Genomic DNA, 20,863 nt, shown 5'->3' on the forward strand with positions numbered 1-20,863 from the left:
ACGCTGGAGGTGGCAAAAGCCGAGCAGCCCTTGCAATGAGATAACCCACCTGTGAAATCTCAGCGGTCGGGATGTTTCCGGTCCTGAACTTCCTGATTCATAAAATCGACATCGTGCTGCTCGAGATATTTCCGGATCAGTTGCCGGACGACCTGCGATGGCGTCAGGTCTTGCGATGCACAGAGCTGCTCAAAGGCTTTCTTTTTCCTTGGGTCAAGTAATACGGTAAAGCGTGCCGTTTTGGTTTCCATTGCACAATCCTGTATGTTCGATAGCGAACATTGTAATCCGATTATAATGCTGTGTGTAAGCCAAGGGGCTAGCCGGTTCTGACAGTACCATCCAAACAAAAAAACGGGCCCGTTGGGCCCGTTTTTTTGTTCCAGAAGAAATTACTTCTTCGCGCGCTTGCGCATGTTTTCCTGCAGGATTTTTTTGCGCAGGCGGATGTGATTCGGGGTCACTTCCACCAGTTCGTCGTCCTCGATGAACTCCAGCGCCTGCTCCAGGGTGTGGCGGATCGGCGGGGTCAGAGTCAGAGCCTCGTCGGTGCCGGCGGCGCGGATGTTGGTCAGCTGCTTGGCCTTGGTGGGGTTTACCACCAGGTCGTTGCCGCGGGAGTGGATGCCGACGATCTGGCCTTCGTAGATTTCCTCACCGTGGCCCAGGAACAGGCGGCCGCGGTCCTGCAGTGCGAACAGGCCGTAGGCCAGGGTCTTGCCCTTCACCATGGACACCAGCACGCCGTTGATGCGCTTGCCCACTTCGCCGGCTTTGACCGGGCCGTAGTGGTCGAAGATGCTGGTCATGATGCCGGAGCCGCTGGTCAGGGTCAGGAACTGGTTGCGGAAACCGATCAGGCCGCGGGACGGCACGATGAAGGTCAGGCGCACGCGGCCCTTGCCGTCCGGCTCCATGTTGGTCAGGTCCGCCTTGCGCAGGCCCAGTTCTTCCATGATGGAACCCTGGTGCTGCTCTTCCACGTCGATCACGACCTGCTCGTAGGGCTCCTGAATTTCGCCGTCGACGATTTTCTGTACCACTTCCGGGCGGGACACACCCAGCTCGAAGCCTTCGCGGCGCATGTTCTCGATCAGTACCGACAGGTGCAGTTCACCGCGGCCGGAGACCTTGAACTTGTCCGGGGTGTCGCCCTGCTCCACGCGCAGCGCCACGTTGTGGATCAGCTCCTGTTCCAGGCGCTCCTTGATGTTGCGGCTGGTGACGTACTTGCCGTCCTGGCCCGCGAACGGGGAGTCGTTTACCTGGAAGGTCATGCTCACGGTGGGCTCGTCCACGGTCAGCGCCGGCAGCGCTTCCGGGGCATCCGGGTGGCACAGGGTGTCGGAAATATTCAGCTCGCCCACACCGGTGATACACACGATGTCGCCGGCGCTGGCCTGTTCCACTTCCACGCGCTCGAGACCCAGGTAACCCATTACCTGCAGCACCTTGGCTTTGCGGGATTTGCCCTCGCGGTCCAGGATCACCACCTGCTGGTTCGGCTTCAGGGTGCCGCGCTTGATGCGGCCGACACCGATCACGCCCACGTAGCTGTTGTAGTCCAGCGCAGAGATCTGCATCTGGAAGGGACCGTTCAGGTCCACCTGCGGCGGCTTGACCTTGTCGACGATCAGCTGGAACAGCGGGGTCATGTCTTCCGCCATGTCGGTCTCGTCCATGCCGGCAATGCCGTTCAGGGCGGAGGCGTAGATGACCGGGAAGTCCAGCTGTTCATCGGTGGCGCCGAGGCTGTCGAACAGGTCGAACACCTGGTCCATCACCCAGTCCGGGCGCGCGCCCGGGCGGTCGATCTTGTTGATCACAACGATCGGGTTCAGGCCCTGCTCGAACGCCTTCTGGGTCACGAAGCGGGTCTGTGGCATGGGGCCGTCCACCGCGTCCACCAGCAGCAGTACCGAGTCCACCATGGACAGTACGCGCTCTACCTCACCGCCGAAGTCGGCGTGTCCGGGGGTGTCGACGATGTTGATGCGGTAGTCGTTCCAGCGGATGGCAGTGTTCTTGGCGAGGATGGTAATACCGCGCTCTTTTTCCTGGTCGTTGGAGTCCATCACGCGCTCGGAGTCGGCGCTGCGGCGGTCCAGGGTGCCGGACTGGGACAGCAGCTTGTCCACCAGGGTGGTCTTGCCGTGGTCAACGTGGGCGATGATCGCGATATTGCGAAGATTGTCTATCACTGGGGAGTTCTCGAAGGTGGTCGGATGCCGTGCGCGGCAGGCAATCTGGGCGCGGGCGGATGAAATTGGGGGCGCATTATAGGGGGGATATGTGTCAATTGGCAGTGCTTGCTGGATAAAAATTAGCCGGAACCGGCGCTGACTACCTCTATTCCACTAAGCGGCGGATACGCGGCCTATCCGCGCCGCGCCAGCCAGGCAAGCGCACCGCGGCCGGCGGCGCGGCCGCTGGCGAAGCAGGCGGTGAGCAGGTAGCCGCCGGTGGGAGCCTCCCAGTCGAGCATCTCGCCGGCGCAGAAGACCCCGGGCAGGGCCTTTAGCATCAGGCCGCCGTCCAGCGCCTCGAAGGGCACGCCGCCGGCGCTGCTGATGGCCTCCTCGATGGGGCGCGCGCGTACCAGCTCGATGGGCAGGGCCTTGATCCAGGGGGCGAGGTGGGCGGGATCCGCAAATGCGTCGCGCGGTGCGAGCTCGCGCAGCAGCGCCGCCTTGACACCGCTGAGTCCGGCCTGGCGGTGCAGGTGTTTGGCGAGAGACTGCTTGCCGCGGGGCCTGGCGAGCGCCGCGGTCAGTTTGTCTGCGGGAATCTGCGGCAGCAGGTCGAGCAGTACCCGGGCGGACCCGCGCGCCTCGATCTGCCGGCGGATGGCGGCGGACAGCGCGTACACCAGGCTGCCCTCGACACCGCAGTCGGTGAGCACAAACTCACCGGTGCGCGGCGCTTCGTCATCGACGCGGAGTGCCACGTTCTTCAGCGGGGCGCCGGCGAATTTTGTCTGCAAATGTTCGCTCCACGCCGCTACTTCGAAGCCGCAGTTGCTCGGCTTGAGGGGCGAGAGGTCCACACCGCGGGCCTGCAGCAGTGATGTCCAGCGGCCGTCCGAGCCCAGTCGCGGCCAACTGCCGCCGCCGAGGGCCAGCAGCACCGCGTCGGCCTCAATGTGCTTTTCTCCGTCCACCGTTTCCACCCGCAGTGCGCCGCCCTCGCTCCAGCCCAGCCAGCGGTGGCGGGTGTGGATCGCCACCCCCTGTGTGCGCAGACGCTTCAACCAGGCGCGCAGCAGCGGCGCGGCCTTCATATCGGTAGGAAAGACCCGCCCCGAGGTGCCGACGAAGGTGCTGATATCAAGACCGTGAATCCAGTCGCGCAGGGCGTCCGCGTCAAAGTCTTCAAGCAGACGCACCATTTCGGTGCGCCGCTCGCCGTAGCGCGTCAGGAATGCTACCTTGGGCTCCGAGTGGGTGATGTTCATGCCGCCCACCCCCGCCAGCAGGAATTTGCGTCCCACCGACGGCATGGCGTCGTACAGGTCGACATCTACCTTTGCCGCGGCCAGCACTTCTGCGGCCATCAGCCCGGCGGGGCCGCCACCGATGATGGCAACGCGGGGGGCGGTGGGTTTGGCTGGATCGGTCATGGGTTTTGGGGTGGTCCCGGTGAAAACGGTGCATTCTAGCCGAGACGGACCGCTGCGACCTCACCAGGGAGTACAGGTCGCTGCCGGTCCGACCCAGAGGTGCGCTGACTGCCAGTTCACTCCACAGCGTTTAAACGTAGACGCAGGGACTTGCCGGCCACCGGCCACTCGATACTGTCGCCAGCTTTCAGGCCGAGCAGGGCTGCGCCCGCCGGGGTGAGCAGGGAGACGCAGTGGTCTCCGGTCTTGTTTGCCGGCAGCACCAGCTTGAGGTGGTACACCTTACCGGACGCCTCGTTGGTAAAGCGCGCGTTGCTGTTGAGCCGCACCACGTCGCCGGGCATGTCCTTTTCCTCGCGGATCTCGGCGCGGTCCAGTTCATCGTACAGGCCTTCGACCACTTCGTTGTGCGCGGGGATGCTGTCCAGCAGGTTGTAGATTTGTTCGCGATCCTCGCGGGACACGATGATTGGGGGCAGCGAAGTCATAACTTCTCCAATGCAAAGCAGGTGAATTCGGGATTGAGAGGGGCGCGGGGAACCGGGGCGCCGGATTTCCCGCGCGCTGTCGGAAACCCGGCCTAGGACTGCAAGGCAGCAGCCAGCGCACGCCCGGAGAAGGGCGCGCGTGCGGTATGTTGCGGGGCCGAAGTGGCCGGAGAGTGATGGCTGATCATGGGGCAACCATAGCACTTCTGCGCCGGTTTGCTATATCCGCGAACCGGCGGCCTGGGGGAGATGGTAAACAGGGTGTCGGCAGAATTACCTGGGTTCGTGTTCCCGCAGTGGGCGGAACACGCCCACGTTGCGGTAGCCCTCGTCCAACAGGTGCGAGGCGTGCAGCTTGCTCATGACGCCGCGGGCGCAGTACAGCAGGTACTGCTTGTCTTTATCCAGGGATTTGAAAGCGGTGCTGAGGCGATAAAAAGGAATCGTTTCCACCGTGGCGTTGTCGAGCTCCAGCGGATTCACTTCCTCCTCGGTGGGGTGGCGGATGTCGATGACGACGGCGTCGCCCGGCTCGGCGAACTCCTCCACCGGCGGGGCATCCTCGCCCAGGTCTTCCATTACCTCGTCGATGTTCTGCATCACCCGATTGCCGATGGCGCGGTCGAGGATGGTGAAGTCGAAGCGGGTTTCCTCGTGTTCGACCTTCTCCAGTTTTGCGCGGGTGGTGGGCTTCACCGAGATCACACCGCAGTATTCGGGCATATTCGCGGCGAATTCCTCGGTGCCGATTTCGCGCGCGGTGCGAATGATGTCGGTCTTGTCGGAGGCAATCAGCGGGCGCAGCACCAGGGTATCGGTGACGCGGTCGATCACCGAGAGGTTCTTCAGGGTCTGGCTGGACACCTGGGCGATGGCTTCGCCGGTGACCAGCGCATCCACGTCCAGTTCCTTCGCGATCACCGTGCCCGCGCGCAACATCATGCGCTTCAGGATCACGCCCATGTGTGAGTCGTCGACGCGCTCGAGGATTTCCGCCACCACTTCATCGAATGGCACGGTGATGAACTTCACCCGGTGTGACGCGCCGTAGCGTTCCCACAGATAGAACGCCACTTCTTTCACGCCAAGCTCGTGCTGGCGCCCGCCCAGGTTGAAAAACAGGAAGTGAGTGCGGATGCCGCGCTTGATGGTGAGATAGCTGGCGACGGTGGAGTCGAAGCCGCCGGACACCAGCGAGATGACTGGGTCCTGGGTGCCCAGCGGAAAGCCGCCGAGGCCCTGGTGCAGTTGCTCGATAACGTTCAGTTTGTCGTGGCGGACTTCCAGTTTGACGGTGATGTCGGGGTTCTTCAGTTTCACCCCGGCGGCTTGGGTATTAGTGTTGAGGCCGCCGCCCACATACTGCTCCACGTCGAGGGACTGGAAGTCGTGTTTGCCGGTGCGCTTCACGCGCACGCAGAAGGTCTTACCGGCGAGCTTGTCGCCCCACACCGACAGGGTCTTGTGGTAAATGTCGTCCATGTCGCCCAGCGGGAACTGCTGCACCCGCGCGAAGTTGGCAATGCCGGGCGTGTGCGCCAGTACCTCTTCAATGCGGTCGCCGAGATGGGATACGGCATCCGGCGCGATGACATCGATTTTTTCCCAGTCCTTGCGCACCTGGATGCGGTCGTCGAGCCCGCGCATCAGCTTGCGCAGGTTGTCGGCGAGCTGGCGCGACATGCGCTTGCGCACCGGATTGCTTTTGATGGTGATCTCAGGGAAAAACTTGACGACGAAGTGCATAGGGGATGTGCCGGAACCGCAATTGACAGAAATAGTGGGCCGGGAGCGCGTTCGCCGCTTCCCGGGAAAGGTGGCGAATTATAAACTCGCTACCGGGAATTTGCTTGCAGCACCATTATGGTGCCTTGCGTGACTTCTCGGCCCCAAAATGGTGCATTCCGGGGTTTGAAAGCACCAATTTTGGGACTACCTTGGGGTTGTTCTGGGCATTGCCCGGCCGATTTGGTCCCGAACAGGGCCGCTGCCGCCGTATTCCGCGCGCCAGTCGCCGCCTACAGTCAGTTTGCCCCAATTTGGCACACTCCTTGCTTTTACTGTTGCCACAAGATACAGCGAATTGGCGCGACACATAACTTATCATTCTTGGAGGACTGCAATGTCAAAGACGCTCGGACTGATCAAAGAGAGCGAAGCCAGATGGGTAGACCTGCGCTTCACCGATACCAAGGGTAAAGAACAGCACGTTTCTATTCCTTCTAAGGAAGTAAACAGTGAATTCTTTGAAGTCGGCAAGATGTTCGATGGTTCCTCCATCGCCGGCTGGAAGGGTATCAACGAATCCGACATGGTACTGATGCCGGTCGACGATACCTCTTTCCTCGACCCCTTCACCGACGAGCCGACCGTTATCATCCGCTGTAACATCGTCGATCCGATCACCGGTCAGGGCTACGAGCGCGACCCGCGTTCCATCGCCATGCGCGCCGAGGAATACCTGAAGTCCACCGGTCTGGGCGACAAGGTACTGATGGGCCCGGAGCCCGAGTTCTTCGTATTCGACGACATTACCTGGGGTGCCGAAATGGGTGGCGCCTTCTACAAGATCAACTCCCAGGAAGCGGCCTGGTCCTCTGGTGCCAGCTTCGCTGAAGGCAACATGGGCCACCGTCCGGGCGTGAAAGGCGGCTACTTCCCGGTTCCGCCCGTCGACTCCCTGCACGACATCCGCGCTGCCATGTGCGCCGCGATGGAGCAGATGGGTCTGGAAATCGAAGTGCACCACCACGAAGTGGGCACCGCTGGCCAGTGTGAAATCGGCGTTGGCGCCAACACCCTGACCAAAAAGGCTGACGAAGTTCAGATCCTGAAGTACGCCGTGCACAACGTGGCGCACGCCTACGGCAAAACCGCCACCTTCATGCCCAAGCCGCTGGTAGGTGACAACGGTTCCGGTATGCACGTACACCATTCTTTCAGCAAGGACGGTGTTAACCAGTTCGCCGGTGACGCCTACGCAGGTCTGTCTGAAACTGCCCTGTTCTACATCGGCGGTATCATCAAGCACGCGCGCGCCCTGAACGCTATCTGTAACCCGTCCACTAACTCCTACAAGCGTCTGGTGCCGGGCTTCGAGGCGCCGGTAATCCTGGCTTACTCCGCGCGCAACCGCTCCGCATCCATCCGCATTCCATTCGTGGCGAGTCCGAAAGGCAAGCGCGTCGAGACCCGCTTCCCGGACCCGACCGCCAACCCCTACTTGTGTTTCGCGGCATTGCTGATGGCGGGCCTCGATGGCGTGAAGAACAAGATTCACCCCGGCGACCCGGCGGACAAGGATCTGTACGATCTGGAGCCGGAAGAACTGGCCGAGTACCCGACCGTTGCTTCCAGCCTGGAGCAGGCTCTGGACGCACTGGATCAGGACCGCGCCTTCCTGACCGAAGGTGGTGTATTCACCGACGACGCCATCGACGCCTTCATCGCCCTGAAGCGCGAAGAAGTGCAGCGTGTGAACATGACCACTCACCCGGTTGAGTTCGATATGTACTACTCCTGCTAATTTGGCAGGTATCGTCGGCGCATCGCACTCGGTTCGGTTCAGATGAGAGCGGTGCAAAGATGACGGGAAAGCCCACACTTCGGTGTGGGCTTTTTTTTTGTGTGACAGATGGCTAGCCTTAACAACAAGATTGAGAATGCAACAGGCGGGAATGCCCATGACAACAAGGATTGCACTGTTGGTGATGCTACTGGCAGCGCCGGCACTGGCGCTTCAGGATTCGGGTGCAGCGGCGGAGGCCCAGAGTGAGAATTCCTCTGGCGGCACCAGTGTCTACAGGATCGTCGGCCCCGACGGGCGCGTCACCTTCAGCGATACCGCACCCGCGGGCTCGAAGGCGGAAAAGATCGCGATTGGTCCCACCAATGTGCAACCCACCCCTTTGCCGCTGCGCAAGCTGTCGCCACGGGACCGCGACGCACGGGAAGAGCGGGCGGCGCGCAGTGACGACCAGCGCCCGGTGAATTTTGCCATTGTCAGCCCGGCAAACGATGCCACCATCCCCCCGGGCCAGCGCTTTATCGTGCTGCAGGTAGCGCTGGACCCGGTGCCCCGGGACGGCTACGCCTTCTACGCGGTGATCGATGGCCAGCGCTGGTCCGGCACCTCCTCGGGAACCAGCCTGGATATCTCCGCGTTGGAGCGCGGCACCCACACCATCCAGGCGGTGCTGTTGGATGCGGGTGGTCAACCGCTGGCGCAGTCTCAGGTAATCCAGGTGCATGTGAAGCGTCCCGGTGGTCAGGTGCCGGACTTCCCCGCCGAGCAGGCGCCGCAGATGCCGAAGGCGCCGCAGGTCCCCGGTATCGCCAGCCCGCCGAAGCCCCAGCCGCGCTGAAGCGGCGCCCGCGGGCACTCTCTCCGGTGCCCGCGACCATCTCTCTTCCATCCCCTACCCCATTTTTGCTCCTTCACCCCCTGTCGCCGATGCTGTCCCTCTGTTCTCCGGCCGATTTTGTGCGGCGAGACTGGCTATTTTTTGCTCTACGCACAATAATGGTGCACGTCCTGGCGGCATCTTTTTCCGGTGCCCCCGAACGTTTCCCGTGAATCCGGTTTTTGCGCCATTTTGGTTTGCTTTTTGCACTGCCAATAGGCGAGCCGAAAACGTGAACCAAATCGGTTCTCTCAACCTCGGAATTCTCAACCTCGGAAGACTGAATGCTCAACGACCGCCAGTTACGCCTGCTGCTGGACAATCTCACGTCGGCGGTTTTGGTGCTCGATGAAAACCTGTCGCTCTGCTACCTCAATTCGGCGGCAGAAGACCTGGTAGCGGCGTCCAGTGCCCGCGCCATTGGCCTGCCGCTGGAGGAAGTGGTGCGGGAATCCCGCTCCGCGGAACAGTCGCTGCGCTCGGCGCTCGCCACCGGTGAGAAGTACACCGTGCGCCGCGCCCTGTGGTTTCTGCACAACCTGGAAGAGTGCACCGTGGACTACTCGGTGACACCGCTTACCGACCTCGGCCTGTTGCTATTGGAAGTGCAGTCCATGGACCGCCTGTTGCGCATCGCGCGCGAGGATGCACTGCTCTCCGCCCAGGAGACCACCCGCAATCTGGTTCGCGGCATGGCGCACGAAGTGAAGAACCCGCTCGGCGGCATTCGCGGAGCGGCACAGTTGCTGCAAAGGGAGCTTAAAGATCTCGACGACGACGGCCTCGGTGAGTACACCCAGATCATCATTGAAGAGGCAGATCGCCTGCGCAATCTGGTGGACCGCATGCTCGGGCCGCGCAAACCGGTGAAACTGCAATCGGTGAACGTGCATTCCATCACCGAGCGGGTGGCGCAGCTGATCGAGGCGGAATGCGACGGTGCGCTGGAAATTAAACGGGATTACGACCCGTCGATTCCGGACATTCCCGCCGACAGCGAACAGTTGATCCAGGCGGTACTCAACATCGCGCGCAACGCCATGCAGGCGATTGCGGAGAATATAGGGCTGGCGGACGGCAACCTCACCATCCGCACCCGGGTGCAGCGGCAGTTCACCATTGGCCGCCGCCACTGTGCGCTGGTGTGCCGCATCGACATCGTCGACAACGGCCCGGGGATTCCGGAAGACATCCGCGAACGCATTTTTTACCCGATGATTTCCGGGCGCGCTGAGGGCTCGGGGCTGGGGCTGTCCATTTCCCAGCACATCATCAATCAGCACCGGGGGCTCATCAAATGCGAAAGCCAGCCGGGGCTGACCGAATTCCAGATTTATTTGCCGCTGGTAAGCGACTAGCGATCGGCGGCAATGCGAGTAGCAGAATTATTAGAAAGTAATCACAGAGCCGGGAAATTACTATGAACAATCGCGTATGGATCATTGATGACGACCGCTCCATCCGCTGGGTGCTGGAGCGCGCTTTGTCTCGTGCCGGGATCGACACCACCTGTTACGAAAACGGCGATCGCGCGCTGGACGACTTCTACAGCGAAACCCCCGACGTGGTGATCAGCGATATCCGCATGCCCGGGTCCGACGGCTTCAAATTGTTGCAGCGCTTCCAGGCGGAGCGCCCGTCGCTGCCGATCATCATCATGACCGCCCACTCGGATCTCGACAGTGCGGTGGCGGCCTACCAGGGCGGCGCCTTCGAATATCTGCCGAAACCGTTCGACGTTGACGAAGCGGTGGCGGTAACGCGCCGCGCCCTGGCCCACGCCAACGAGCAGAAGCCGGAAGAGCCCGTAGTCATTGAAAACGGTACTGGCAATAAGGAAATCATCGGCGAGGCGCCGGCGATGCAGGAGGTGTTCCGCGCGATCGGCCGCCTGTCGCACTCCAATATCACGGTGCTGATCAACGGCGAATCCGGCACCGGTAAGGAGCTGGTGGCGGCGGCGCTGCACAACCACAGTCCGCGCAAGAGCCAGCCATTTATTGCTTTGAACATGGCGGCGATTCCCCGCGACTTGATGGAATCCGAGCTGTTCGGCCACGAAAAGGGCGCCTTCACCGGCGCCAGCGCCCAGCGCGCCGGCCGCTTCGAGCAGGCCAATGGCGGCACCCTGTTTCTGGATGAGATCGGGGACATGCCCGCGGAGACTCAAACCCGTCTGCTCCGGGTACTGGCAGACGGGGAGTTTTACCGGGTGGGCGGCCACACCCCGGTAAAAGTGGATGTAAGGATCATCGCCGCGACCCACCAGCATCTCGAACGCCTTGTCGAACAGCACAAATTCCGCGAAGACCTGTTCCACCGCCTCAACGTCATCCGCATTCACATCCCGCGTCTTGCCGATCGCCGCGAAGACATTCCCCGCCTGGTGCGCCACTTCTTCAACATTGCCGCCAAAGACCTCGGGGTAGAACCGAAAATCCTGCTCAAGGAAACCGAGGAGTACCTCGCCAGTCTCGACTGGCCCGGCAACGTACGCCAGTTGGAAAATACCTGCCGCTGGATCACCGTGATGGCCTCCGGTCGCGAGGTGCATGTCGATGACCTGCCGCCGGAATTACACCAGCAGAGCGCCAGCAGCGAAGTGCCTCAGGACTGGCAGAAAGCCCTGCGCTTGTGGGCGGATCAGGCGCTCGCCACCGGCCAGCGGGAAATCCTCGGCCAGGCGGTGCCCGCGTTCGAGCGCGCTCTGATTGAAATCGCCCTCAAACATACCGCCGGCCGCAAACGCGATGCCGCGGAATTGCTCGGTTGGGGACGCAACACCCTCACCCGCAAACTCAAGGAGCTGGGGATGAGCGGCGGGGACGATTGAGCGCACACCGCGCCCTCTTCCCCCGCGGCTGAAAATGCCCCTCCTGCGCCCGGTCTTCTGCCGGGCGCATCCCCTGGCCTCCCGCTCTGAGCCACGATCCAGTCGTATTTGTGACGCGCATCCCAGATTTCGCTCATTGGCGCCACTTGCCGCACCTTGCGGACGACTACCGGGACTATGTGGTCGTTCTATTGCTGCAGGTTGCTGTTTTTGCGTATGCACGCAGAGATCAGCGGACAGGAATTTCCCGGATTGCGAAAAGAAAAACCATGCTCAAGGACCTCAGCCCGGCCCAGCGGAATTGGGCCATGCCACTGTGTACCCTGTTCTTTTTCTGTGCCCTGTTCTGGAACGGCCACGGCGGCGACCTGGGTTACTGGAGCGACTGGATGGCGGCGCTGTCGCAGGGTTACGGGCATATCCAGGCGAACTACCCGCCGATGCTGCTGCACTGGTTCTGGCTGTTGGCTCAGCTGTTTGACGCGCTGAATTTGGAATACCCACCGGCGTCGCCGATGCAGCTCAAATTTTTTGTGCTGCTGCCGGTGCTCGCCACCCAGTTGTGGCTGTGCCAGCAGGTGGAGCGGCTGCTTGTGGAGCGCGGTATCGAGCCGCTGCGCAGCCCGGTTTTCTGGAGTGTGGTGGCGAGTCCGGCACTGCTACTGGACGGCCCTGTGTGGGGACAGGTGGATCTGCTGCCATTCCTACCCATGTGGATATCTCTGGTGTGCGCTTTTCGCGCGCGCTTCTTTGCCGCCGGCGCTGCGTTTGCGCTGGCGCTGGTGTGGAAGTTCCAGGCCATTGTAATACTGCCGGTACTGGCGGGCCTGTTCATGCACCGCTGGCGCCTCCGCACCTGGCACTACGCGCCGCGGGCGCTGGCAGGATTTCTGCTGGTGGGGTTTGTGGCCTTTCTGCCGTTTATTTGGGTGGGGCGCTTTCAGGAAATGTTTCACGCGGCTTATCTCGGCAACGCAGACATTTTTCCCTTTTCTACCATGAACGCCGCAAATCTCTGGTTCCTGCTCGCCGGCAATAACACCGACATGCACTTACCTCTGATCCCGGGTGTCGGCTGGGCGACGCCCCAAAAGCTGGGACTCGGCTTGTTCCTGCTGGTGTCGGTGCTGTGCATGGCGCGGGCCTGGGTGGGCTGCCGCCGGTTTGGCGAGGTGGTGGGTCTGAGTATGGTGATGCTGCTGGGATTCTTCGCGCTTGCGCCTTCCATGCATGAGCGCTACCTGTTCCTGATGGTGCCGTTTGCCGCGCTGGGATGCGCGCGCGGCTACTTTCACGGGGTGTGGCTGCACCTGGCGAATCTGGTGGTGGCACTCAATATCGTGCTGGTGCTTCCGCTTGCCGGGCACGCGGTGTGGCAGCAGCTATCCTGGCTGGTTCTCGGGGTGGGACTTGCGGCATTGATGGTCTTTGTACTTCCCGCTGCGCGGATTGCGGCTCTGCTGCGTCCGCGCGCAGGCACCCGATATTTCACCTCTGTGTTGTGCCGGTTGCACGGCGGAGCTGTAGCGGCACTGATGGTGTTCACCTTTGCCGGTGTGGAGCTGCACCAGTTACACCGCCTCAACCACGCCAATTGGGACGAGCGCGGGCGCCTGTATCTCAGCGATTACCGTGAGCTCTCTGTTGAACAGCAGTGGGGGCGTCTGAGCCGCGACCGCGCAGTAAGCGACGAACCGTTGGATATCCATGGTCATCGCTTTGACAAGGGGCTGGGCGTACATGCCTACTCGCAGGTGGTATTCCGTATACCGGAGGGCGCGCGCTATTTTCACAGTTTTTACGGACTCAACCGTTCCGGCGAGCGCGGGCGCGTACGCTTCAGGATCCTGCTGGACGGGCGCCCGGTGTGGCAAAGCGGGATTGTGGGCTGGCAGGCGCCAGGTGAAGTGGTTCTGCCAGTGGACAATGCACAGACCCTGAGTCTCCAGGTGCACGGGGTGGGAGACATCAGCTCGGATCACGCCAACTGGGCAGAGGCGGGCTTCTGGCAGGGCATTCCGGAGCGCGGTGCTCTGACGATGGCGCGCCGCTGAGGCGCGTTCCGCATCAGAATAAGCCAGGTTGGCGCTCTATCCATTTTGTAACCGGTTACACCGTGTGGCACTATCCCTCTCGCCCTATCCGGGTAAATAAACCAATAAAAATGTAACCGGTTTCAACTCCCTATAGCGCAGTACCCAACATAGTGGTGGTTGCCTGCTGTACGGTTCTCAAATGGAGTGGAGCACTCAAATGTTCAAGCGATGCAAGTTAATCCAGTTTCTGCTTTCCCTGGTGTTGGCCTCAACCGCGCTGAATGCGCTCGCCGGTTTCCAGGTATCCGGCCGCGCCCTGCTGGATGGGAACGGAAATGTGTTTGTGATGCGTGGAATCAATCACGCGTATACCTGGTACACCGGCCAGAACGGCGCATTTGCCGATATCGCCGCCGCAGGAGCGAACACCGTACGTGTGGTGTTGAGCAATGGCACACAGTGGACGAGAAACAACGGTGATGAAGTGCAAAATATCATCGAACTGTGCAAGGCCAATAAATTGATCTGCGTGCTGGAAGTGCACGACTCAACCGGCTATCCGGAACAGGGGTCCGCGACACATATCTCCAACGCCACCAACTACTGGCTTTCGTCAGACATACTGCCGGTGATCCAGGGGCAAGAGGACTTCGTTATCATCAATATTGCCAACGAGCCCTTCGGCAATTCTGTGGCGGAAAGTACCTACGTCAATGACACGAAGGGAGCGATACAGGCACTTCGCAACGGCGGGATCACTCACACCATTATGGTGGACGCCGGCAACTGGGGGCAGGACTGGCAGTTTTTTATGCGCAATAACGCACCGAATATTTTTTCCAGTGATCCCGCGCGCAATGTGATTTTTGATGTGCATATGTACGAAGTCTTCAGCGATGCCTCGAAGGTAAGCAGCTACATGCAGGCATTTGCCAACCACAATCTGCCCCTGGTGGTGGGCGAGTTTGGTGCGACACACGGAGGCGGGAATGTCGATGAGGACTCCATCTTTTCCTATGCACAACAACTCGGCTTCGGGTATCTGGGGTGGTCCTGGTCGGGAAATGGCAGCTGTTGTACCGATCTCGATATCGCGCTGAATTTTGATCCGGACAATTTGAGTGCGTGGGGCAACCGCCTGATCAACGGCAGCAACGGTATTCGCGAGACATCCCAGATCGCTTCCGTATATACGGGCAGTGGCAGCTCTAGTGGCGGTTCAAGCTCGTCCGGGTCATCCAGCTCTGGCGGCGGCAGCAGCGAAAGCTGTCTCTGGAGCGACGGCAGCGTATGGCCCATGTGTCAGACCGACACCGGGGGCTGGGGTTGGGAGAACAATGCGAGTTGTGTTTCCGCCAGTATTTGCCCGGGTGAAGACGCGGCACAAACCTGCACCTGGAGCGATGGCAGCGTATGGCCGATGTGCGAGAACGACAATGGCGGCTGGGGTTGGGAGAACAACCAGAGCTGTGTGTCTGCGAGCATCTGTCCGCATTAGAGTGATAGCTGCGGTTTGACATTCAGGCTCCGGCACCGAAAAGGTGACCGGGGCCTGTTGCCTATGTAAAGCAGCGGCGAAGTCGGTGCGGGCTTACAGCGCACTGTCCGCGGAAGAGTCGCGCTTGTCCAGCTCGTCCAGCGGCGATTCGTCCCGCGGCGGCAGCAGTGGTTCATCGCGGCGGATGAACTCGCGCATGAAAATTTCCCAGAACGCCATGAACAGTGCAGCCAGCAGCGGGCCTATGGCGAAACCGCTGATGCCGAACATGATGAGCCCGCCGACGGTGGAAAACAGCACGATGTAATCCGGCAGCTTGGTGTCGCGGCCTACCAGGATCGGGCGCAGGATATTGTCCACCAGGCTGATGACGAGCACCCCATAGATCATCAGCGTCGTGGCTTTGACCGCTTCACCGGTGGAGTACAGATAGAGTGCGGCGGGAAACCAGATGATGGCCGCGCCCACTGCCGGCAGCAATGACAGCACCGTCATCACCACGCCCCACAGCAGCGGTGCCGGCAGATCCAGCACCCAGAAAATCAGCCCGCCCAGGGTGCCCTGCGTCACGGCCACCACCAGATTGCCCTTGATGGTGGCGCGGGTGACTTCGGCGAATTTGGCCAGCAGCAGTTTTTCCCGCTCGTCGCCCAGTGGCAGTGCGCGGATTAGCAGTGCCACCAGCGAGTTGCCGTCGCGGATCAGGAAAAAGGTCAGGTACATCATCAGCCCGAGGCTGACAAAAAAGTTGAGGGTATTCTGGCCCAGCGCCAGGGCGTTTTTCGCAATCAGGCTGCCCGCGGTCATCAGCCCACCCAGCAGGCGTTGCTTCAGCCCCTCGAAATCCATACCAAAGCGCTCCAGTGCGGCGTTGATGCCCGGAAAAGCGGCGCGCACCTGCTCTACCTTGGCACCGAGATTGATCTCGCCGGATTGCACCTTCTGGTACAGGCTCGCCACTTCACTGATAAACGAGCTCGCCACCAGCAGTACCGGAATCACCACGGCGATAAAGCACAGCAGCAGGGTCACCAGTGCGGTGAGATTTGGCCATGCGGGAAAGCGCTTGAGCAGGTAGCGATACAGCGGATGGAAGATCAGTGCGACCGCACAGGCCCAGAAAATGGCGGTAAAAAACGGCTTCAGCAGCAGGACAAAGGCAACCGTCACCAGCAGCAGAGTGAAAATGAATGAGCGTCTTTCCAGTTTTTCCTGCACTGCCTGCCCCCGAGGAATCTTGTTGTTTGTGTGTACTTCCTGGCGCGACGCGGGTGGCGCCGGGCGATGTGGGGCTAATGTAACCAGATAGCGGGGTGCTTACCAGCGCCGGAAACCACAGGTGTCTATATGAAAGCGAATGCCGCTATAGATACCGAGGCCGATGTTCCATTTGCGCCCGTGGCGCTGGTGGATCTTGCGCAACTTTGGCAGTAGCTCCGCGCGGGTGTAATCGGCCTCCGGAATCATGTCCAAACCGCAGAAATGCAGGTGCTTGCTCGACCGCGCGCCGCCCGCTTTGGCATTGTACTTGGGCGTGCGCCAGCCGGAGAGTACTACCACAGGGCCAATTTCGGGGATCACAAAATTTTTAATCACCCGCAGGGTATCCACCATGGTTTTCCAGTCGCGCTCCGGTGGGATTGCGAAGGGGGGCTCGCCGATTTCCTGCCAGTCGCTACCCTGGCGCAGCAGTTCAAACGGCGGCACCACATCCCCGACACCCTTGGTGTCGAGAAAAAATTTCAGCTTTTCAAATTTCTGCCGGTTGTTGCCCTCATCGAGAAATTTTTCAAACGACCCGACGGAGGCTGCGGAATAGCCTTTGATTTTGAAAACCAGAGGCGCGTCGGGTGCGATGGGTATCCGCTCGGGTTTGGGAACGGGGATATATTCCACCGGACGCACCGCGCGCTCCGCCAGTTCGCGCACTTTTTCCACCGTCAGTACCACGAGTACCAGGGTGCACAGGAGCACCAGTGCAGTGATCCATATCACCCGCCGGCGCTCGATGTGGATGTCGATAAACTCGTGATCCGGACTTTCTTTGATATCCATGCTGGCAACTACCGGGCTACTCGATTACCAGCGGCGAAAGCCGCAGGTGTCCACATGAAAGCGCACACCGCTGTAGATGCCGAGCCCCATCTGACTGTCGGGGCCGAGGCGCGCGTGCAGGTTGCGCAGTTCCTCGATCAGTTCACTGCGGCCGATATTGGAGCGGGGTACCAGATCGACACCGCAGAAGGTTCTGTGCTTGCTTTTGTGGGAGCCGCCCGCTTTGCGATTGTAGCTGTCGGTACGAAAGGCCGAGACGATATCCACGGGGCCGATGGCGGGCACCACCTCGTCGCGGAGTAGCCTCAGGGTGGCGACGATATTCGGCCAGTAGTCCCGCGGCGGGATGGCAAAGGGCGGCTCGTCAATGTCGAGCCAGTCGGATCCCTGGCGCAGCAAGCTTTCCGGTTCAATGGCATCCGCCACCCCGGCTTCTTGCAGGAAGCGCGCAAACTGGTCGAACTTGCGTCGGTTCGCACCGGTGCGCAGGAACGCGTTGAAGCTCGCGGGTGTCGCGACGCGGTAGCCCTTGAGATCCATATAGGGCTTCTCCCGCGCCTCGAACAGCAGGTAGACCCAAAGCCCGAGCAGCAGCAGTAACAGCAGTGCGGCCACGCCCACCACCACCCACCAGTTGGTCTGTTGACTGGGTGAGAGATGATCGTAGCGACGCCTGAATCTGGAGAGTGGATTGCCCGACGGCATGCCCGCTGCCTGTTTGCCCCTGTGGTTTGATCGGAAAGCCGTGACGGAACACTGGCTCTCCAAAAACTATAGCTTTCCGGCGCGGAAACTGTCGGACACAAAAAAGGCGGTCAGAGACCGCCTTTATGCTGGATCAGCGCACCATCACCCTTTGGGGCCGGCTGCTCTGATTTCGTCGCTGACTGCGAACTTGCCGATGTTGTCGGCAAACAGTGCGGCGAGTTTTTTCGCCGCCGCGTCGTAGGTTGCAGGATCGGCCCAGGCGTTGCGCGGATTCAGGTAGGACTTGTCCACACCCGGTACTTCCAGCGGGATTTCCAGGTTCATGATGTCCAGGTGCTCGGTACCGACATTGTCGAGTGCACCGTTCTGGATCGCCGCTACCACCGCGCGGGTGACCGGAATCGGGAAGCGTTTGCCCTTGTCGCCGGAGCCGCCGGTCCAGCCGGTGTTCACCAGGTAGACTCTGGACCCGAAGCCCTCGATACGCTTCATCAGCAGGTCCGCGTATTCGCGCGGCGCGCGCGGCATGAAGGGAGCGCCGAAGCAGGTGGAGAAGGTGGGGTTGATGCCCGCTTCCGCACCCAGTTCGGTGGAGCCCACACGGGCGGTGTAACCGGACAGGAAGTGATAAGCGGCCGCTTCCTTGGACAGGATGGCTACCGGTGGCAGTACGCCGGTCACGTCGCAGGTGAGGAAGATCACGTTCTTCGGTTCGCCGGCGCGGTTCTCGAGCTGACGCATTTCCACGTGCTCCAGCGGGTAGGAGCAGCGGCCGTTCTCGGTCAGGCTGGTGTCGTCGTAGTCCGGCACGCCGGCGTCGTCGGTCACCACGTTCTCGACAATGGCGCCGAAGCGGATGGCATCCCAGATCACCGGTTCATTCTTCTGGCTCAGGTTGATGGTTTTGGCGTAGCAGCCGCCCTCCATATTGAACACACCGCCCTTGGCCCAGCCGTGTTCGTCGTCGCCAATCAGGTAGCGTTCCGGGTCCGCGGACAGGGTAGTCTTGCCGGTGCCGGAGAGGCCGAAGAACAGGCACACGTCGCCGTCCTTGCCCACATTGGCCGCGCAGTGCATCGGCATCACGTCTTTTTCCGGCAGCAGGAAGTTCTGCACCGAGAACATGGCCTTTTTCATTTCGCCGGCGTAGCGCATACCGGCCAGCAGCACCTTGCGGCTGGCAAAGTTGATGATCACGCAGCCCTCGGAGTTGGTGCCGTCGCGGGACGGGTCGCACTCGAAGTTGGCCGCGTGCAGGATACGCCACTCTTCCTTGCCCTTGGGATTGTACTTTTCGGCGCGGATAAACATGTTGCGGCCGAACAGGTTGTGCCACGCGGTCTGGGTGGTCACCTTCACGGGAATATAGTGGTCCTCGTCCTGACCCACGTGCAGCTGCTGTACGAAGCTGTCGTGGCTGGCAACATAGTCCTCGACACGGCTCCAGAGGGCGTCGAACTTGTCCGCCGGGAAGGGGCGGTTCACGCTTCCCCACTCAATGCTGTCGGCGGTGGACGGCTCCTCCACCACAAAACGGTCCGCCGGCGAGCGACCGGTGCGCGCACCGGTAACGGCTAACAGAGCACCGGTGTGCGTAAGGTGGCCTTCGCCACGCTGCAGTGCCTGCTCCACCAGTTGCGCGGCGGAAAGGTTGGAAAATACCTGCACCGTATCGACTTGCTGTGCCATTCGCTTATTACCCATGAAAGTTGTATCACTGAAATAAATAGTAGGGGGTGCCGCCAGATACCGCGACAAGCTTCCGCGCGCGGCATCTGCGGCCAGGCCTCGCGAGCGGGCGCATTATGGCAAACTTCAATTTCTGATCACAGAAAAACAGAATAAATTTTGATCAAAGACAGCGTTGTCAGGAAAATTTTTAGCGAAATTTCATCGAAATTTATGATGTAGTTTTTTTACTTCATAAATATTGGGAATATTGGTGGTTCTGTAGTTTCAACTACAGCGCGAGGAAGGCCAGCGGGAGGGTGGCCGCCGGAGCGGGATCGCATTGGCGGCAGATACAAAAAAGCGCGCCAATGGCGTAATGCGGTTCACTTAGCAAAATATCGGGCGAAGGTGGCGATGCCGGGTGCGCTCTTGTGAGACCTTCTGCGAGAGGGACCTCGCAGAAGAGCCCCCATGGATGGGTCTACGGCGTGTCTCGCAAGAGCGCACCCGGTAGCGGCACCGCCACAGAGCTGCTTAAGTGAGCACCATTACGCCAATGGCGCGCCTTCTGACTGCAGGGGTTGTGTTCGGGGTTCAATGCAGGGTGTGTGGTGGAGCGTTGAACAGTGCTTCTATCTTCTCGCGATCGAAACGATAGGTGCGGTTGCAGAACTGGCAGTCCGCGGTGATCTCCCCGCCCTGCTCCTCCAGCAGGGTGTACACATTCTCCGGTCCCATGGCGATCAGCGCGCGCGCGCTGCGCTCGGGAGAACAGCTGCACTTGAAGCGGATATTGGCGGTACCGAGGCTCGCGGGTTCCAGTTCGTGGAACAACCGCACCAGCAACTGATCGTGCGGCAGGTTGTGCAGTTCCTCTGCGGTGACAGTGGCTGCGAGGTGCACCCCAGTCTCCCAGGCATCCGCGTTCTCCGCTTCGCTGGCCGCATTGTTGCCCGGCAGCACCTGCAGCATGACGCCGCCCACCGTATCCGCACTCGACTCGATCCAGAAGCGGGTCTGCAGTTGTTCGGACTGGGTGAAATAATCCTCCAGGCACTCCGCCAGGGTATCTTTTTCCAACGGCACAATGCCCTGATAGCGCTCGCCCTCCTGCGGGTCCACGGTAATCACCAGCGCGCCGCGATTGCCCACCAGCTCGCGCAGGGTTGCGCCTTCCGGTATTTCCGCACCTTCCGCTACCCGCGCCAGACCGCGCACATCACTGTGGTGCGTGCACTCCGCCACCAGCAGGGGCACGTCGCCTTCGCCGCGGGCCTGCAGCATCAAAATGCCTTCGAACTTGAGTGTGGTGGAAAGCAGGCAGGCGGCGGCGAGAAACTCGCCCAGCAGGCGCTGCACCGGCGCAGGCAGCTGGTTGTGCTCAAGCACTTCGCGGTAGGCTTTGGTGAGTGTGACCAATTGGCCGCGAATATCGTGCCTGGAGAAAATGAAGCGTTCCAACTGGTCCGACATGACTGAGTGCCTCACGAAAATCTGGGGGTGGCGATTCTAGCAGCCTGCCGGTACCAGGTCTGCTCTGCCACGGAAAAGT

16 protein-coding genes are annotated in these 20,863 nt (G+C 60.9%); 6 read left to right on the top strand and 10 right to left on the bottom strand.

Going from position 1 to position 20,863, the window contains the following annotated elements:
* Nucleotides 1–59: 59 nt before the first annotated feature.
* From FDY93_RS03025 to thiI, 5 genes are all read right to left on the bottom strand, one after another.
* Nucleotides 60–251, bottom strand: coding sequence for a ribbon-helix-helix protein, CopG family (locus FDY93_RS03025; RefSeq protein WP_138234269.1), 192 nt, complete (start codon nucleotides 249–251; stop codon nucleotides 60–62).
* Between the two features lie 141 nt (nucleotides 252–392).
* Nucleotides 393–2,201 carry a translational GTPase TypA gene (gene typA / locus FDY93_RS03030; RefSeq protein WP_138234270.1) on the bottom strand — a complete coding sequence of 603 codons (1,809 nt, stop codon included), beginning with the start codon at nucleotides 2,199–2,201 and terminating at the stop codon, nucleotides 393–395.
* Between the two features lie 176 nt (nucleotides 2,202–2,377).
* Nucleotides 2,378–3,619 carry a TIGR03862 family flavoprotein gene (locus FDY93_RS03035; protein WP_138234271.1) on the bottom strand — a complete coding sequence of 414 codons (1,242 nt, stop codon included), beginning with the start codon at nucleotides 3,617–3,619 and terminating at the stop codon, nucleotides 2,378–2,380.
* 116 nt (nucleotides 3,620–3,735) lie between these two features.
* Nucleotides 3,736–4,107, bottom strand: a complete 372-nt coding sequence (locus tag FDY93_RS03040; protein ID WP_138234272.1) for a GreA/GreB family elongation factor — start codon at nucleotides 4,105–4,107, stop codon at nucleotides 3,736–3,738.
* A 273-nt stretch (nucleotides 4,108–4,380) separates the two neighbouring features.
* Nucleotides 4,381–5,853 carry a tRNA uracil 4-sulfurtransferase ThiI gene (gene thiI / locus FDY93_RS03045; RefSeq protein ID WP_138234273.1) on the bottom strand — a complete coding sequence of 491 codons (1,473 nt, stop codon included), beginning with the start codon at nucleotides 5,851–5,853 and terminating at the stop codon, nucleotides 4,381–4,383.
* Between the two features lie 376 nt (nucleotides 5,854–6,229).
* Here thiI and glnA point away from each other — a divergent pair, with 376 nt between their 5' ends.
* From glnA to FDY93_RS03075, 6 genes are all read left to right on the top strand, one after another.
* The gene (glnA, locus tag FDY93_RS03050) at nucleotides 6,230–7,633 is read left to right on the top strand and encodes a glutamate--ammonia ligase (RefSeq protein WP_138234274.1); all 1,404 of its coding nucleotides are present in this window, start codon (nucleotides 6,230–6,232) and stop codon (nucleotides 7,631–7,633) included.
* Between the two features lie 157 nt (nucleotides 7,634–7,790).
* Nucleotides 7,791–8,471, top strand: a complete 681-nt coding sequence (locus FDY93_RS03055; RefSeq protein WP_240914026.1) for a DUF4124 domain-containing protein — start codon at nucleotides 7,791–7,793, stop codon at nucleotides 8,469–8,471.
* A gap of 323 nt (nucleotides 8,472–8,794) precedes the next feature.
* A complete protein-coding gene (glnL, locus tag FDY93_RS03060; protein ID WP_138234275.1) occupies nucleotides 8,795–9,868 on the top strand; it encodes a nitrogen regulation protein NR(II) in 1,074 nt (357 codons plus the stop codon).
* Nucleotides 9,869–9,930: 62 nt separating this feature from the next.
* Nucleotides 9,931–11,343, top strand: coding sequence for a nitrogen regulation protein NR(I) (ntrC, locus tag FDY93_RS03065; protein ID WP_425462482.1), 1,413 nt, complete (start codon nucleotides 9,931–9,933; stop codon nucleotides 11,341–11,343).
* Nucleotides 11,344–11,612: 269 nt separating this feature from the next.
* Nucleotides 11,613–13,397 (top strand): NPCBM/NEW2 domain-containing protein, encoded by a 1,785-nt coding sequence (locus FDY93_RS03070; protein ID WP_138234277.1) that lies wholly within the window; start codon nucleotides 11,613–11,615, stop codon nucleotides 13,395–13,397.
* A 199-nt stretch (nucleotides 13,398–13,596) separates the two neighbouring features.
* Nucleotides 13,597–14,877, top strand: coding sequence for a cellulase family glycosylhydrolase (locus FDY93_RS03075; RefSeq protein WP_138234278.1), 1,281 nt, complete (start codon nucleotides 13,597–13,599; stop codon nucleotides 14,875–14,877).
* A 93-nt stretch (nucleotides 14,878–14,970) separates the two neighbouring features.
* Here FDY93_RS03075 and FDY93_RS03080 read toward each other — a convergent pair whose 3' ends face one another.
* The 5 genes from FDY93_RS03080 to hslO form a co-directional block, all read right to left on the bottom strand.
* Nucleotides 14,971–16,095 carry an AI-2E family transporter gene (locus tag FDY93_RS03080; protein WP_138234279.1) on the bottom strand — a complete coding sequence of 375 codons (1,125 nt, stop codon included), beginning with the start codon at nucleotides 16,093–16,095 and terminating at the stop codon, nucleotides 14,971–14,973.
* Nucleotides 16,096–16,194: 99 nt separating this feature from the next.
* A complete protein-coding gene (locus FDY93_RS03085) occupies nucleotides 16,195–16,932 on the bottom strand; it encodes a D-Ala-D-Ala carboxypeptidase family metallohydrolase (RefSeq protein WP_138234280.1) in 738 nt (245 codons plus the stop codon).
* Nucleotides 16,933–16,956: 24 nt separating this feature from the next.
* Nucleotides 16,957–17,637 carry a D-Ala-D-Ala carboxypeptidase family metallohydrolase gene (locus FDY93_RS03090; protein ID WP_138234281.1) on the bottom strand — a complete coding sequence of 227 codons (681 nt, stop codon included), beginning with the start codon at nucleotides 17,635–17,637 and terminating at the stop codon, nucleotides 16,957–16,959.
* Between the two features lie 144 nt (nucleotides 17,638–17,781).
* Nucleotides 17,782–19,329: a phosphoenolpyruvate carboxykinase gene (locus FDY93_RS03095; protein WP_138234282.1), complete on the bottom strand. Its 1,548-nt coding sequence runs from the start codon at nucleotides 19,327–19,329 to the stop codon at nucleotides 17,782–17,784.
* 576 nt (nucleotides 19,330–19,905) lie between these two features.
* On the bottom strand, nucleotides 19,906–20,784 hold the full coding sequence (gene hslO / locus FDY93_RS03100) for an Hsp33 family molecular chaperone HslO (RefSeq protein ID WP_138234283.1): 879 nt from the start codon (nucleotides 20,782–20,784) through the stop codon (nucleotides 19,906–19,908).
* Between the last annotated feature and the right edge of the window lie 79 nt (nucleotides 20,785–20,863).

The organism is Microbulbifer harenosus (assembly GCF_005771435.1).
GTDB lineage: Bacteria > Pseudomonadota > Gammaproteobacteria > Pseudomonadales > Cellvibrionaceae > Microbulbifer > Microbulbifer harenosus.

Coding starts and splice junctions, on each gene's coding strand:
- FDY93_RS03025 (WP_138234269.1), bottom strand. CDS start 251: ATGGAAACCAAAACGGCACGCTTTACCGTATTACTTGACCCAAGGAAA.
- FDY93_RS03035 (WP_138234271.1), bottom strand. CDS start 3,619: ATGACCGATCCAGCCAAACCCACCGCCCCCCGCGTTGCCATCATCGGT.
- FDY93_RS03040 (WP_138234272.1), bottom strand. CDS start 4,107: ATGACTTCGCTGCCCCCAATCATCGTGTCCCGCGAGGATCGCGAACAA.
- thiI (WP_138234273.1), bottom strand. CDS start 5,853: ATGCACTTCGTCGTCAAGTTTTTCCCTGAGATCACCATCAAAAGCAAT.
- glnA (WP_138234274.1), top strand. CDS start 6,230: ATGTCAAAGACGCTCGGACTGATCAAAGAGAGCGAAGCCAGATGGGTA.
- FDY93_RS03055 (WP_240914026.1), top strand. CDS start 7,791: ATGACAACAAGGATTGCACTGTTGGTGATGCTACTGGCAGCGCCGGCA.
- glnL (WP_138234275.1), top strand. CDS start 8,795: ATGCTCAACGACCGCCAGTTACGCCTGCTGCTGGACAATCTCACGTCG.
- ntrC (WP_425462482.1), top strand. CDS start 9,931: ATGAACAATCGCGTATGGATCATTGATGACGACCGCTCCATCCGCTGG.
- FDY93_RS03070 (WP_138234277.1), top strand. CDS start 11,613: ATGCTCAAGGACCTCAGCCCGGCCCAGCGGAATTGGGCCATGCCACTG.
- FDY93_RS03075 (WP_138234278.1), top strand. CDS start 13,597: ATGTTCAAGCGATGCAAGTTAATCCAGTTTCTGCTTTCCCTGGTGTTG.
- FDY93_RS03085 (WP_138234280.1), bottom strand. CDS start 16,932: ATGGATATCAAAGAAAGTCCGGATCACGAGTTTATCGACATCCACATC.
- FDY93_RS03090 (WP_138234281.1), bottom strand. CDS start 17,637: ATGCCGTCGGGCAATCCACTCTCCAGATTCAGGCGTCGCTACGATCAT.
- FDY93_RS03095 (WP_138234282.1), bottom strand. CDS start 19,329: ATGGCACAGCAAGTCGATACGGTGCAGGTATTTTCCAACCTTTCCGCC.
- hslO (WP_138234283.1), bottom strand. CDS start 20,784: ATGTCGGACCAGTTGGAACGCTTCATTTTCTCCAGGCACGATATTCGC.